This is a genomic window from Gemmatimonadaceae bacterium, from assembly GCA_020851035.1.
Classification (GTDB): domain Bacteria; phylum Gemmatimonadota; class Gemmatimonadetes; order Gemmatimonadales; family Gemmatimonadaceae; genus JACMLX01.
The window spans coordinates 225,219-239,905 of the sequence record JADZDM010000023.1; the positions used below are offsets into that span (position 1 = coordinate 225,219).

Below are 14,687 nucleotides of genomic sequence, written 5' to 3' on the forward strand. Positions count from 1 at the left end.
ACTTGGTATGATTGGACCATGCCTCGAAAGGAACCGTACGCCAAGATTGCGATCACCCTGCCTCAGGATGACCTCGCTGCCGCGAACCGTCTGGCCGCAACGCAGGACCGCTCGCGCAGCTGGATCATCGCCGAGGCGGTGCGGCAGTACGTCGCGCAGGCTGCGGCACCGGCCCTCGACCCGTCCCGCGCGGAACAGCTCCGCCGCGACCTCACGCTCACGCCCTTGCAGCGCGTCGCCGCGGGAGAGGAGGCGTTGCGCGTGATCCCGGACGGAGGCGCACAGGAGCCCAGGACGTTTCCGTCGTACGATGCATTTCAGGCGTGGCTGCGCACGCGTGACCGCGCGACATGACTCCCCTGCAGACCGGCGTCGCGCGTGTCTGTGACCTGCTCAACCGTGAGGGCGCACGCTACATCGTGGTGGGTGCGACGGCCATGCAGCCGGTTCACGTCGGGCGCGCTGGCATCCCGGAACGGAATTCGGAGTTTCGGGTTGTGTTCGCCCGCATCCGCAAGCTACCTTTACACCAATCTTGCACTGGAGAAGCGGTGGAAAAAGAGCCTCGGAAGGCACCTCGATTCTCGATCACAAGGCTGGCGGAGTACATGACCGCGAGTGCTAGCCGTCGACGCGCCTTGATTCAAGAGCAGATCAACCCATCTACGTTCAAGGTCGTCACTTACGACGCTGCGCGCCGCGCAGTGGCTCGTGCAGTTCAGAATGGTGCTGCCTCTCCGGAAGAATTGCGCGCTGCGGCACTGACGCTTCGCGAGAAGTCTGCGGCAGTTTCGGACACGGAGCCGCACCAGGCTGAGTGCCTCAAGTACTCAGCCTTGGCGCTTGAGAGCTTCGCCACTCACGCTCACCTGCTTTGCGGGGACAAAGCAATCGCCGTAAGCACGGTCGGCAAACCAGCGTCAATTGCGCTTGGCGAGCTGCGTGTTTCAGTCGCACCCGACGTCACTTTTCTCGAAAGGGGAACCGAGCGACGCGTGGGTGGAATCCGGCTGAATGTTTCACGCAGTGCACTGCTACGCGCGGACGGCCTTCAGTACGTCGCGACTGCCGTCGCACTGCTTCTTGAGTCCCAAGGCGAATCACCGGTGCGACGGCTGTGTCTGGCTGCGGATATGTTTGATGGCACGGTCGTTGACGCACCACGAGCAATGAAGACTCGCAAGAAGGATTTGTCTGACGCCGCCGCGGAAATCGTTTCGCGTTGGCCGGATTTGTACAACGAAGCACATGCACGGTGGCTCCTAAGAGGCTCAAGGAAGTAAGGGTAGCTGCGCGTAGTGAGACGTCTCTGGCTGATCTAGGTACGTGTTCCCAATAGTCGCTGAATGGCAGAGACGCTTCCTACTCACTTTCTCGATCTTGTCGCCAACGCGCTTCTTCATTCATTTTGGCGAAAGGCAGCGCTTCGCGCGTTCTTAAGGCGGATGAACTTGAAGGACGCGTTTTTGTCCACTTGGCATGAAAGTGAGACAAAGCGTGATTTCATCTATCGGATGTTCCCGTTCCTAGAGCGGTCGGAGGCAGGCCGCCGAGCCTTGCAGCGCATTGCAAACGAGCTTGCGGCACAAACTTCCTTCCCCGACCTGGAGGGATGGGAAGATTCTGCAGAGAAGAAGAAACGAGGAGTCGAGGCTGTGAGGGCTCTTAAGTCGTACTTGTCTCTGCAGCGCGAGAACACCCTCAACGAAAAGGAACAAGCTGCCGCGCGTCAACGCGCGCAGCAGATGCGCGACGAGCGAATTCGGCGGACATCCAACCTAGACGCTCTACGCGCGCGACTCGATGCGCTTGCCTCACGAGTTGGCACATCAGAGGCCGGCTACGAGTTTCAAGATTGGTTCTACGATTTGGTCGACCATTTCGAGGTCATTTGTCGTCGGCCGTACAGCACTGCCGGCCGTCAGATCGATGGCTCGGTGACAGTCGAGGGTACCACCTACCTCGTGGAGCTCAAGTTTACATCGGCTCAAGCAGGAGCTCCGGATGTAGACATATTCTACAAGAAGGTTTCGGACAAAGCCGACAACACGATGGGCCTCATGGTATCGCTGTCTGGCTATTCCTCGGTTGCAATCGACGGTGCTTCCGTAGCAAGATCACCGCTGCTCCTTCTCGACTTTTCCCATCTCTATTTGCTTCTTTCCGGAACTACAACATTGAGTGAGCTGATTGCTCGCGTGCGGCGCCATTCTTCCCAGACCAGCAGAGCATTTCTTCCCGTCGTTGAGATGTAACACGCGTGATGTGACCGAAACTGGAGATTGCAGCGCAGAACAGCCCCATTCGGTTGAGAAAGAGATTTTACTTCGCGGTACTGCGCAGTAAATTCTAGCGGACGGCGACTAGCAGTTGTTCGCTCACTTAGCAAGCAGAGTTCATGGCATACACAAAGAGCTTCGTCTGTTTGGCAAACTCGCGAAAGTATTCGGGCCGATGCATCGCTGGTATTGAGATGACCGGGAACGCCTTCGGCAAATGGGTGCGCCCCGTAAGCTCGCGTGGTACTGAGGAGCTATCAATCGACGAGCGACGCTACGAAGACGGCCAGGACGTGAAGTTGCTTGACCTCGTGGAGGTTGCGTTCAAGGAGCCCCGACCGCACGCATGTCAAGTTGAGAATCATCTGATTGATGACGAGCATTCGTGGATTCGTCGCGGCACAATTGCCGCCTCTACGCTATTGCCCGCCGCCATCGCGAGCGGACCGCTCTGGGTGGATGGGTTCAGCAGTTACGGCGGGGAGAACGACCGCATTCCGCAAGCCGATGCCGATCAGCTACCTTCCTCGTTGATTCTTGTCGTCACGGAGGCAGCAACATTCGAGGTCGGTTCAGGGTTCAAGAAGCGTCAGGTTCGAATCCGCTTCCGGCTGGGAAACCGGCGGTACTTGCTGTCAGTTACGGACCCCAAGGTTGAGACTGACTATCTCGGCAAGCCGGACGGCGAATATTCTTTCGAGACACGCGCCCTCGTCTGCGTGTCTCTCGGCGAACCTTTCGATGGCTATCGGTATAAGCTTGTCGCAGGATTCGTTCCGATTTGACGAGCACTCTCAGTTTCGATTCACCGTGGTTCCATGTCGCCGAAACAGGGAGGACGCGTGAAGCATACGCGAGGCAAGTGCATCTACAGCATCGGGCATTCTCTACATCGGATTGAGCACTTCACTGCTCTGCTGCACCGACACAGCGTGGACGTCGTCTTGGATGTCAGGTCGTCACCATACAGCCGGAGAGCACCGCAATTCAATCGCCAGTCGCTGCAACAGTCGCTAGCCGCAGCAGGCATCAAATACTCTTTCGGCGGGCTATCACTCGGGGGGCGACCGAGCGACCGAGCTGTTTATGTCGGAAATCAGGTGGACTACGAGCTAGTAGCGCAGACAGTATCGTTCATCAACGGCGTTCGGAGAGTCGGACGCGCGGCGCGTCACGCGTCAATAGCTTTGCTCTGCGCTGAATCGGACCCCCTTGAGTGCCATCGCTTTCTTCTTATCGGCCGTGCCCTCCACGTCATGGGGTTTGACGTTCAGCACATTCTTGCAAACGGAAATCTGGAATCTCACTCTGCGGGCGAGCAGCGCTTACTCGCTGCTGCGGGACTCGAGCAGATCGATGTTTTCAGTTCGGTCGACGACTCGTTCAAGCTCGCGTACAAAAGGCAAGCTCAGCGTTTTGCCTTCGCCGGACCAATGCCAGAACTCAGCGGAGACCGAGAGTTTGCATGAGCATTCTATTCACTGTTGGCTTTACTCAGAAAAGTGCTGAACGCTTCTTCGATCTGCTCACAGTAGCTGGCGTGCGAAAAGTCATCGATACTCGGCTCAACAATCGATCACAGCTCGCCGGGTTCACAAAAGCGGACGATCTTCCCTTCTTTCTTCGAAAGATCGGAGGAATCGACTATCGTCATGCGCCCGAGATGGCCCCGACCCAGGAGATGCTTGATCGTTACAAGAAGCTGAAAGGTTCGTGGGCCGAATATGAGATCGAATTCAATCAATTGCTTACGTTGCGTAAACTAGAAAAGTTGCTATCGCTTTCGGAGCTCGAGCACGCATGCCTACTTTGTAGTGAACATGAGCCGGATAAATGCCATCGACGGCTTGTGGCTGAGTATATCCAAGCGCGTCACTCGAATTTTGAACTCGTACACCTCGTGTAAAATGAGCGCGCTGGTGGCGCCGACCATGGTCCGCGTGGGACTTGAATCATTGCCGAGAGTCTGCATGTGCGAGTCTGAGCGCCTCCAACTTCTGTGATCAGGAGCGGTTGCACGCGGGTACGCTCCTGACGATGCTGGTGGTCGGTGCGACTGCCATGCAACTATGGGGCACGTCTCGCTCGACGCGCGATATCCACATCCTGATCGAGCCAACACCCGACAATGCCGAACGCGTGCTGCGGGCACTCGCGGCGCTGCCATTCGGCGTCGCGGCGGAGTTGCTGCCGGCCGACCTGCTGGCGCGCCACGTCACGATGATCGGCGACATGCCGAACGTCGATGTGCTGACAAGCGCGTGGAACCTCCAATGGGAGGATGCAGCGCAGGGATTCGCAGTCTTCGAGCTCGAAGGTGTGTCAGTTCCGACGGTGTCGTTGGCGAACCTCATCGCATCGAAGCAGACCGGACGGCCGCAGGATGTCGCGGACATTCAGGTGCTCACTGCGCTGCAGCGCTTGCGAGAGACGCAGTAGATCGCAGTGATGTCGGATCGCAGGCGGGCACCAGCCCAACGCCACCGGGTACACTTCGGCAACGCCTATCCCAGCGAGACCATGCGCCGCACCCTGCTGATCGCCGCCATTTCCCTCGCCGCCTGCCGCCCCCCCGTCGCCCTGCCGACGCCCACACCGGGCAACGACACCACCCTCCAGGACGAGCTCTTCGCCACTGACCGCGCCTACGCCCGCGCCGTCGCCGACAGCGGCCACGCCGCCTGGGTCGCCCGCTTCGCCCCCGACATCGCCAAGCCGGGCAACGGCGGCCTGCTGCTCCTGCGCGGCATCGACCCGGTGGCCGGCAACGACAAGGGGATGTTCGCCGACGCCAGCAAGCTGCTCACCTGGGAGCCCACTGACGCCGTCGCCTACGCCGACCGCCGCACCGGCGTCACCGTCGGACGCAGCGCCTGGGTGCGACGGACCGCACGCACCGACACCCTCTCCCGCGGTCGCTACCTGACGCTCTGGCGCCGCCAGGCCGACGGCACCTGGAAGATCCTGCTCGACACCGGCTGGTCGGAGCCCTGACACCCGCCAGATTACCGGGATGCTGCGCGACCTCCTGCCCCCGGCCCTCCGCGACCGCTACGACGCGAACCGCTCCACGAAGCACCTCATCGATGGCGTGCCGGCCTGGTTCCTCAACGAGCGACCCGACATCGACGACGCCCACCTCGTCAGCCGGTTCACCGAGGCCCTCGCGCTGATCGGCACCCACATGCCGCACAACCTGCGGCGCCTGCGCACCGACGTGAGCTGCATCTGGGTCAAGCGCTGGCCCAACCGCGGCATCTTCTTCCACGACACCCGCATCATGGTGATCGACACCACCTTCGTCGTGAACCCCACCTTCACCCTGGCCCAGGTCGCCGCCACCATCCTGCACGAGGGCGTGCACGCGCGGGTCACCGCCATGCGCGTGGACCGGCGCCACACCAACATCGCCGACGAGGAGCGCATGTGCCGCCGGGCCGAGATCACGTTCGGCCGCCTCGCCCCCGGCGGCGCCCCGGTCGTCGCACGGGCGATGGAGATCCTCGGCCTCAGCGACGCCGAGGTGGCACCGGGCATCGACCTCGGCGTCGCCGAGACGAAGCTGCGTGAACTCCGGCGCACCGAGGGATGACGGGTCCCTGCCGCACGGTGCAGCGCTGATGCCCAGCGTCGCCTTCCTCACGCTCGAGCAGGTCGGGGACTTCGTCATCGACGACGCCCTCGCGATCGCCGAACTGCGCGCCCGCGGCTGGCATGCCGAGGAGGTGCCCTGGTCGGTCCCCACCGACTGGGCACGCTATGACCTGGTCGTGATCCGTACCACCTGGGACTACCACGACCGCCCCGCCGAGTTCATGGCCGTGCTGGAGACCATCGAGGCCAGCGGCGCGACACTGCTCAACCCACGCAGCGTGGTGGCGTGGAACATCGACAAGCAGTACATGCGCATGCTCGAGGAGCGCGGCGTGCCGGTGGTGCCGTCGGTGTGGGGCCACGGCGGGTCGGCGGCGGCGTTCGCGGGGCTGTTCACGGCGCTCCAGGACACCGAGATCGTGATCAAGCCGACCATCAGCGGCGGCGCGCGTGACACCTTCCGCCTGCATGCCCCGTTGGTTGACACGATGCTGCAACGCCTGGTGGACACCTTCCGGGATCGCGACTGGTTCGCGCAGCCGTTCCTGCGCAGCGTCGTCACCGAGGGCGAGTACTCGCTCTTCTACTTCGACGGGGTCCTCAGCCACGCCATCCAGAAGGTGCCGAAGCGCGGCGACTTCCGGGTGCAGGAGGAGCATGGCGGCGAGATCATCGCGATCCCCGTCACCGCCGAGCTGCGGCGCGCGGCCGAGCCGGTGCTGGCCGCCATTGCGCCGGTGCCGCTGCAGGTGCGCATCGACCTCATTCGCATGGACAACGGGTCGCTCGCGCTGATGGAGGTGGAGCTGATCGAGCCGTCGCTCTACCTCCGCATGCATCCAGGCGCACCGGCGGCGTTCGCCAACGCGCTCGACGCAGCACTCGCGCGCCGGGGATGACCGCGTCACGCCGCGTGTTCCTGCTCGGCGCCACAGGGACCATCGGACGGGCGACCCTGCGCGCCCTGCTCGACCGCGGACATGACGTGACCTGCTTCGTGCGGCACGCAGGCGACGGCGAGGCACGGGCAGCGGCATTGCGTGGCGCCACCGTGCGCACCGGCGACGTCACCGATCCGGCCTCACTGCGGCGTGACGGCTTCCGCGGCGAGCACTTCGATGCCGTCGTCTCGTGCATGGCGTCGCGCACCGGCGCGCCGAAGGACGCCTGGGCCATCGACCATCGCGCGCACGCACACGCCCTCACCGCCGCGAAGGCCGCCGACGTGACGCAGTTCGTGCTGCTGTCGGCCATCTGCGTCCAGAAGCCCATGCTCGCATTCCAGCACGCGAAGCTGGCGTTCGAGACGGAGCTCATGGCCTCGGGCCTGAAGTACTCGATCGTTCGCGCGACGGCGTACTTCAAGTCGCTCTCCGGGCAGCTCGAGCGCGTGCGCCGCGGCAAGCCGTACCTCATGTTCGGCGACGGCCGGCTGACGTCATGCAAGCCGATCAGCGACGCCGACCTCGCGGCCTACCTCGCCGACTGCATCGACGACACGACGCGCCACGACCGCATCCTCCCCATCGGCGGCCCGGGGCCGGCCATCACGCCACTGGAGCAGGGCGAGACACTGTTCGCGCTCACCGGTCGCGCACCGAAGTACACGCGCGTGCCGGTGGCGATGCTCGATGTGATCATCGGTGTGCTCTCCGCGCTCGGCCGCGTGATCCCGCCACTGGCCGACAAGGCGGAGTTCGCGCGGATCGGGCGGTACTACGCCACCGAGTCGATGCTGGTCCTGAATCCCGTCACCGGGCACTACGACGCTGACGCGACACCAGAGACCGGCTCGGACACGCTCGCCGCGTACTGCGAGGCGCTCGTGCGCACCGGGGCGGGCGTCGATCGCGGCGATCACGCCGTGTTCTAGCCGGGCCTCTCCGGGGCGACGGGCCGGCGCGTTCATGCGGGCTGATTGCCACGGCAGGGATTCGGGGCTTCCGTATCCGGATGACCTCGTCGCTGCCCGCCGCGCTCACCTCCCGCTACGCCATCGAGCGCGAGCTCGGGCGCGGCGGCATGGGTGCGGTGTACCTGGCCCGCGACCGCACGCTGGATCGCGACGTGGCGCTGAAGGTCCTGCCACCGGAGGTTGCCTCCAGTGCCAGCCTGCGCGAGCGATTCCTGCGCGAGACCAGGGTCGCCGCCTCGTTCTCACACCCGAACATCGTCCCGGTCTACGCCGTCGAGCAGCATGACGACGTGCTGGCGTACGCCATGGGCTTCATCGACGGGGAGTCGCTCGGCGCACGCGTGGCTCGCATGGGGCCGCTCCCGATCCGCGACGTCGTGTCGCTGTTGCAGGACGTCTGCTATGCGCTGGCCTACGCGCATGGGCGCGGCATCGTGCATCGGGACCTGAAGCCGGACAACATCATGATCGAGCGCGCCACCGGCCGCGCGCTCCTGATGGACTTCGGCGTGGCGCGCACCATCACCAGCACCCCCGCGCACGGCAGCACCGCCCTCACGCGGGTCGGCGAGATCGTCGGCACCCCCGAGTACATGTCGCCCGAGCAGGCGTCGGGGGACACGGTGGATGGGCGGTCCGATCTCTATGCGCTGGGCCTCGTCGCGTACTTCGCGCTCAGCGGACAGCCCGCCTTCACCGGCGTGAGCACGCAGCAGGTGATCGTGAAGCAGCTCACGGAGGCACCGCCCCCGATCAGCCAGGTGCGCGCCGACACACCGCCGCCGCTGGCCGCGCTGATCGAGCAGTGTCTCTGCAAGGAACCCGGAGACCGCTTCGCCACCGCTGGCGCGGTGCTCGAGGCGCTGGATCGCGCGCAGGTGATGGGCCCGCAGATTCCACTTCCGGTCCGCCTCTTCGTGCAGGACGTGCAGATGGTGGCGCTGATCGTGTTCTTCGCCATGCTGCTCATCATCACGCAGGCCTCCGCCGCCCTCGATGACGCACTGCGTGACGGGTTCATAAAGAATGGGGACCGGTTCATCCCGCTCGTCATCCTGTTCGCGATCATCGTGGCACGCTCACTCCACGTGATCAGCGAGGGGCGGCGACTGAAGCTGGCCGGGTTCGAGGCGGAGGACGTGCGCAAGGCGGTGCGCGCCATGCACGCCGAGCGCGACGAAGTGCGCCAGCAGAACGCCGCGAACCCGGTGATCCGCGCGCGGCGTCGGCGCACCGTGCAGCGGGCCATCGGCATGCTGGCGGCGGGCGTGCTGCTGCTGGCCCTGGCGTGGTCCTCACGGCGGCAACTCGGGCCCACGAGCTTCTACACGCCCCCGCACGGGCTGCTGGAACTCTTCGCCGGCCTCGCACTCCTCGGGGCCGCGTTCGTGTCCCTGATGCTCAATCCGATGAGCGTTCCGTTGGCCGAACGCCTGCAGCGCGTCCTGTGGCTCGGCATACCGGGCCGTGTCCTGCTGCGGGTGTCGATGGGAAGGTCCGAGCCACTGGCACCCGCCTCATCGGGCGCACGCGGAACACCAGCGCCCGTGGCGCCGGTGAGCAACGCGCCGCTTCCCGTCGCGCGTCTCGACGCACTCGAGAAGCGCGTGGCGGCGCTGGAGTCGCGAAACCGCTGAGCGGAACCGGTGCCGGGCGACAGCAGACGTCGCTTCGCACGCGCGGGCCGGAGCGCAGGGAGCGGACGGTGTTCTGATGCCTGCCACGTTCGCACGGGTGGCTTGCCATCTTTCTGTATTTCTGTAATTTTTCTTTATCACAGAAAGGGAGACACGGTGGCGGTCAACATCAAGAACGACCGCGTGGAGCGCCTGCTCGAGCAGGTCGCCGCCATGACCGGCGAGACCAAGACCGAGGCCATCCGTCGCGCCCTCGAGGAGCGTCGGGACCGCCTCATGCGCGAAGGCGCCGACGTCACGCCAGCCGATCGCCTGCGCCGGCTGCTCGTGCGCGAAGTCTGGCCCGGCATTCCCTACGAGATACGCGGGACGTCCCACACGAAGGCCGACGACGAACGGATCCTCGGCTACGGCCCTGACGGCGCATGATCCTCGACAGTTCCGCCCTCGTCGCGATCGTGCTGCAGGAGCCGACCGCCGACGACCTGCTGCATCGGATGCGCGACGCCTCGCACCTCGCCATCGGCGCCGCGACGCTGCTCGAAGCCGGCATCGTCCTGTCTGCACGCCTCGACCGCGACACACGCGGCCTGCTCGCCCGCGTGCTGCAGGAGAGCGGTATCGACGTACTGCCGGTGACGGATGCGCATTTCGGCGTCGCGATGGAAGCCTGGCTGCGCTACGGGAAGGGGCGCCATCCCGCAGCGCTCAACTTCGGCGACTGTCTCTCGTACGCGATGTCAGTGGTGGCAGGCGAGCCGCTGCTGTGCGTTGGTGACGACTTCCCGCAGACCGACTGCGTGCTCGCCTGAGCACTCCGCCGAGCGGTCAGCGCCGCGGATCCAGAATCGCCTGCGCCCGGTCCGCGAGATCCAGCCAGTGCGCCCGCTGCGCCCCTGACGCCGTCGTGGCCTTCACCCGAGCTGCACCGGCCACCGCCCGGACCTGCGCGCGCGCCGACGCCGAGATGTCACTGCGCCGCACATTCACCTGCGGCACACCGAAGAAGCCCCCGCCACCGCCCTGCCCCGGCGCGGCCACCGGCGGTGCCGGCGGATCGATCAGCGCCTGCAGCCGCTCCAGGTACACGCGATGCAGCAGCCGACGGTTCGCATCCGGCGCGCTGCCACCGACGACGGCACTCGTGAGCTCGTCGAGGTAGCCCGTCACGTCATAGCCCACGCCCGGCTCCAGCGCCGCACCCTGCGCCATGCGGTCGAGGCGCGCCGGCTGCGTGAGTGCCGTCAGCACCGCCGCCTGTCGCGTGGCCAGCGCCCCCATCCCTGACGCGGTCGGCCCGATTCGGCTGATCACGTCCGCCGGCACCAGCCACGCCGGCGTGTCGAACGCCTGTGCCACCAGGAACCGCAGCGCCGCACGCTGGCGCGCCACCGGCAACACCTGCCACACCGGGCCCGCCTGGTCCGACACCTTCTGGTCGATGCGCATGCCGCCCACCACGTTCGTCACATGCCCCATGTACGTGGACCACATCCCCAGCACCTCGCCGTGGATCTCGGCCAGGTCGCTGTAGTCCTCACCCGGCCGTGAGGTCCACGCCACGACCTGCGGCACGACCTTCTTCAGGTTCGCCAGCGCATACGTCGTCGCGGTGACGGGATCGTCGCCCAGGTCCTCCGTCTGCGCGCGCGGATCGACGCCCACCAGCTGCTGCGGCAGGTATCGGTACGCGAACATGCCCGTGGAGTTGCGGAGCATCCGCTCGAGGATCGGGCGCTCCGCCGCCGGCGTCGCCGCATCGGGGAGCACTCGGTACCCCCACTCGATCACGAAATCGTCGAAGGGACCGAGGCGGCGGATGAAGTCCTTCGGCGCCAGCCCGTCACCGGGCTGCGCGACGTAGTTCTGCCGCGCATAGTCCATGATCGTCCCCGACACGCCGTACTTCGACGTGAAGCTGCGCGACCGCAGCGAGTCGGTGGGAAACGACGCCGAGGCGATCATGTTGTGAGGCAGGCCGAGCGCGTGTCCCACCTCGTGCGTGATCACCTGCGTCATCGTCTCGCCCATCACCGCTTCCGGGATCTCGAGCGTGCGCGCCGCCGGGTTGGCGGCGCCGGTCTCGATCATCAACCGGTTGCGGTACGAGCGCATGTGGTTGTGGTACCAGGTGATGTCACTCTCGATGATCTCGCCGGTGCGCGGATCCGACGTACTCGGCCCCACCGCATTGCGCACCGTGGACGCGGCCCAGCGCACCACGGAGTAGCGGATGTCCTCGGGATCCCAGTCGGGATCCTGCGCCTTCGTCGGCGCATCCTTGGCCTGCACCGCGTTCCGGAAGCCCGCCCGCTCGAACACCGTCGCCCACGCGTTCACGCCGGCGCGCACATATGGGCGCCACTTCGCCGGCGTGGCCGGGTCGAGGTAGTACACGATGGGCTGCACGGGCTCCACCAGCTCGCCGCGCGCATATGCCGCCGGGTCCTTCGGCTCCAGGCGCCAGCGACGGATGAACGTCTCGGTCGCCGCCTTCTGCACGTCGAGGCCGTAGTTGATGCGGTTCACGGCGAAGAACCCCACGCGGGCATCGGCGATGCGCGGGCGCATCGGCACCTTCGGCAGCAGCACCAGCGACTGGCGCATGGCCAGCGTGATCGTGGCCGCGTCGGCATCCGACGGCGGGGCGCCCGCGTCGAACGTCTGCGTGTGCGACACCTCGACGTTCATCGGGAAGCTCCTGATCCCGTCCAGCGACGAGCGGGCGGCATCGAAGCGCCGCACCTGGTACGTGCGTCGCTGCGCCGCCGACAGCCCCGAGAGCGCCGGCACGTCGCTGGAGAAGAACTCCGTCACGTCCACCACGTACGACGCGCTGTCACGCCCGAACGCCTGGATCGGGAACGCCGCCAGCACGGGCCCGATGTTGTTCACCCGCACCGAGATCGCGATCGCCAGCGAGTCATCGGCGTAGGCATTGGTGCCGAGGGTGCGCAGCACGATCCGGTCACCACTCTTCTCGAACCGCACCAGCCGGTCGTTGAGGCTGGTGCCGGCCGAAATGAACCCGTCGACGCCCGTCGGCACACCGGCGATGCGACTCACCAGGAGCTGATCGCGGCCAAGCAGCGAGTCCGGCACCTCGAAGAACCACTTCTCGTCCACCTTGTGCACCGTGATCATGCCAGCGTCACTGACGGCGCGCGCCGTGATGACCTGTGCGTACGGACGCGGTCCGCGGCGCGTCGCGGCAGGCGCAGCGGCGTCGGCACCAGCGGCCGGCGGTACCGTGGGCGGTGCGCCGGCAGGCCGCTGCTGCGCCGCAAGCCCTGGCGCGACGGTGAACAGGAGTGCGAACGGTCGGAATCGCATGGCGGACGTCGTGAAGGGTGGACCGCAACGGGCGCCCGACACCAGCGGACGCAGGCGCACAGGCACTGCACACTCGAACGGGCGGGGGCCGGCGAACGCTGGACCGCCGCAGACGCGCGGTCTGCGCCCGGGATACTATACGGCATGCGCCAGCCACTTCCTCCCCGAGCACGCGTCGTGCACGTCCTCGCCGCGATCGCGCTCGTCACCGGCAGCTCCGCGTGCACCCGGCAAGAACCGCGGATCGCCCGCGCGGAGCTCATCCTCCACAATGCACGCGTCTACACGCAGAACTGGGACGCACCGTCGCCAGACGGCAGGCCCGGTGCCGACGCGCCGTTCGACAGCGCCACGGGATGGCACCCGGACGCATCCGCCATCGCCATCGCCGGCGGCCAGCTGCTGGTCGTGGGCTCCGACACCGCCGCGTTCGAGTCCCGGGGCCCTGACACCCGCGTGATCGACATGCAGGGCGCCGTCATCCTGCCCGGCTTCGTCGATGCGCACACACACGTGGCCGAGATGGGCCAGGCGCTCGATCGTGTGAACCTGACAGGCATCACGACCGAGGCGGAGGCGGTGGCGAAGATCGAGGCGCGGGCGGCCACCACGCCGAAGGGGGAGTGGATCATCGGCTACGGCTGGGACGAGGGGGCGTGGGCCAACCACTACCCCGACCGGCGCCTCATCTCGCAGCGCGTGCCCGATCACCCGGTGCTGCTGCGCGGCCTGCACGGCTTCGCCGCGTGGGCCAACGACCTCGCCCTGCGGCAGGCCGGCATCACCCGTGACACGAAGGCACCCGTCGGTGGCGAGATCCGCCGCGATGCCCGCGGTGAACCCACCGGCCTGCTGCTGAATCGCGCCGTGCCACTGCTCGACGACGCCGTGCCGCAGCCCACACCGGCGCAGCGTGATGCGCAGGTGCTGCGCGCGCTCCACGTCATGGCCAACGCGGGCTTCACCGGCATCCACGAGGCTGGTGTCGCGCCGGACGTGATGGCCTCGTTCGAACGTCTCGCCAGTCGTGATTCACTCCCGCTGCGTGTCCATGCCATGCTCAGCGGCCGTGACTCGGCACTGATCCGGGCGTGGATCCGGCGTGGCCCGTACACCTCGCCGGACCGGATGCTCAGCGTCCGGGCGGTCAAGGCGTACTACGACGGCGCACTGGGCTCGCGCGGCGCACAGCTGCTCGCCGACTACAGCGACCAACCCGGCCACCGCGGCATCGCCGGCAGTGCCTATGGCTTCGACCACCGGGTGGTGGGCGATGCGATGGCGGCAGGGTTCCAGGTCGGGATCCACGCCATCGGTGACGCCGGCAACCGCGCGTCGCTCGACTTCATCGACTCGGTCATGCGCGCCACCCCCGGCAAGCGCGACCGTCGCCACCGCATCGAGCACGCCCAGGTGGTCTCACCGCAGGACCTTCCCCGCTTCCGCGCCCTCGGCATCATCGCCTCGATGCAGCCGCCGCACGCCGTGGAGGACAAGGGATGGGCCGAATCCCGCCTCGGTGCGCAGCGGATCCGTGGCGCCTACGCCTGGCGCTCGCTCCGCCAGGCCGGCGCGTCAGTGGCATTCTCGTCCGACCTCCCCGGCTCCGACTTCAACCTGTTCTACGGGCTCCACTCCGCCATCACGCGGCAGGACACCACCGGGGCCCCGGCCGGTGGCTGGTATCCGGGCGAGCGCATGACGGCCGAGGAGGCGGTGCGAGGCTATACGCGGTGGAATGCCTACGCCGGCTTCGATGAAACGGAGGCCGGCATGCTGATGGCCGGGTTCCGCGCCGACCTGACGGTGATCGACGTCGACCCGTTCCGGATGGCGTCGCCGCGCGACCTCCTGACGGGGAAGGTGTTGATGACGGGGTCGCGCGGACGGATCACGGCGGGGCGGCCACCGGCCCCGTAGGTTCGGCTC

General features: G+C 66.3%; 16 protein-coding genes. 15 read left to right on the top strand and 1 reads right to left on the bottom strand.

Translation table 11 applies throughout. The features are described from left to right. Positions 1-18 precede the first annotated feature (18 nt). The 14 genes from IT355_16445 (at position 19) to IT355_16510 (ending at position 10,237) form a co-directional block, all read left to right on the top strand. On the top strand, positions 19-354 hold the full coding sequence (locus IT355_16445) for a CopG family transcriptional regulator (protein MCC7054863.1): 336 nt from the start codon (positions 19-21) through the stop codon (positions 352-354). Then, complete coding sequence (locus IT355_16450) at positions 351-1,283, top strand: hypothetical protein (protein MCC7054864.1); 933 nt, start codon at positions 351-353, stop codon at positions 1,281-1,283. The genes IT355_16445 and IT355_16450 overlap by 4 nt, the downstream gene beginning before the upstream one ends. 63 nt (positions 1,284-1,346) lie before the next feature. Beyond that, a complete protein-coding gene (locus IT355_16455; protein ID MCC7054865.1) occupies positions 1,347-2,255 on the top strand; it encodes a hypothetical protein in 909 nt (302 codons plus the stop codon). 218 nt (positions 2,256-2,473) lie between these two features. Then, on the top strand, positions 2,474-3,064 hold the full coding sequence (locus IT355_16460) for a hypothetical protein (GenBank protein MCC7054866.1): 591 nt from the start codon (positions 2,474-2,476) through the stop codon (positions 3,062-3,064). A gap of 33 nt (positions 3,065-3,097) precedes the next feature. Continuing rightward, positions 3,098-3,748, top strand: coding sequence for a DUF488 domain-containing protein (locus tag IT355_16465; GenBank protein ID MCC7054867.1), 651 nt, complete (start codon positions 3,098-3,100; stop codon positions 3,746-3,748). Continuing rightward, on the top strand, positions 3,745-4,185 hold the full coding sequence (locus tag IT355_16470; protein MCC7054868.1) for a DUF488 domain-containing protein: 441 nt from the start codon (positions 3,745-3,747) through the stop codon (positions 4,183-4,185). The genes IT355_16465 and IT355_16470 overlap by 4 nt, the downstream gene beginning before the upstream one ends. Before the next feature lie 131 nt (positions 4,186-4,316). Next, a complete protein-coding gene (locus tag IT355_16475; protein MCC7054869.1) occupies positions 4,317-4,718 on the top strand; it encodes a hypothetical protein in 402 nt (133 codons plus the stop codon). A 9-nt stretch (positions 4,719-4,727) separates the two neighbouring features. Continuing rightward, on the top strand, positions 4,728-5,273 hold the full coding sequence (locus IT355_16480; protein MCC7054870.1) for a hypothetical protein: 546 nt from the start codon (positions 4,728-4,730) through the stop codon (positions 5,271-5,273). Between the two features lie 19 nt (positions 5,274-5,292). Continuing rightward, on the top strand, positions 5,293-5,871 hold the full coding sequence (locus IT355_16485; protein MCC7054871.1) for a hypothetical protein: 579 nt from the start codon (positions 5,293-5,295) through the stop codon (positions 5,869-5,871). A 28-nt stretch (positions 5,872-5,899) separates the two neighbouring features. Further along, the gene (locus tag IT355_16490; protein ID MCC7054872.1) at positions 5,900-6,772 is read left to right on the top strand and encodes a hypothetical protein; all 873 of its coding nucleotides are present in this window, start codon (positions 5,900-5,902) and stop codon (positions 6,770-6,772) included. Beyond that, positions 6,769-7,746, top strand: a complete 978-nt coding sequence (locus IT355_16495; protein MCC7054873.1) for an NAD(P)H-binding protein — start codon at positions 6,769-6,771, stop codon at positions 7,744-7,746. Before IT355_16490 ends, IT355_16495 begins: the two co-directional genes overlap by 4 nt. Positions 7,747-7,826: 80 nt before the next feature. Beyond that, positions 7,827-9,425 (top strand): serine/threonine protein kinase, encoded by a 1,599-nt coding sequence (locus IT355_16500; protein ID MCC7054874.1) that lies wholly within the window; start codon positions 7,827-7,829, stop codon positions 9,423-9,425. A 156-nt stretch (positions 9,426-9,581) separates the two neighbouring features. Continuing rightward, the gene (locus tag IT355_16505) at positions 9,582-9,854 is read left to right on the top strand and encodes a type II toxin-antitoxin system VapB family antitoxin (protein ID MCC7054875.1); all 273 of its coding nucleotides are present in this window, start codon (positions 9,582-9,584) and stop codon (positions 9,852-9,854) included. Beyond that, positions 9,851-10,237, top strand: coding sequence for a type II toxin-antitoxin system VapC family toxin (locus IT355_16510; GenBank protein ID MCC7054876.1), 387 nt, complete (start codon positions 9,851-9,853; stop codon positions 10,235-10,237). The genes IT355_16505 and IT355_16510 overlap by 4 nt, the downstream gene beginning before the upstream one ends. A 16-nt stretch (positions 10,238-10,253) precedes the next feature. Here the strand turns inward: IT355_16510 and IT355_16515 are convergent, their stop codons facing one another. After that, complete coding sequence (locus IT355_16515; GenBank protein MCC7054877.1) at positions 10,254-12,758, bottom strand: zinc-dependent metalloprotease; 2,505 nt, start codon at positions 12,756-12,758, stop codon at positions 10,254-10,256. A gap of 177 nt (positions 12,759-12,935) precedes the next feature. Here IT355_16515 and IT355_16520 point away from each other — a divergent pair, with 177 nt between their 5' ends. Beyond that, entirely contained in the window at positions 12,936-14,678 is a 1,743-nt protein-coding gene (locus IT355_16520) for an amidohydrolase (protein ID MCC7054878.1), read from the top strand. The last annotated feature ends 9 nt before the right edge of the window (positions 14,679-14,687 follow it).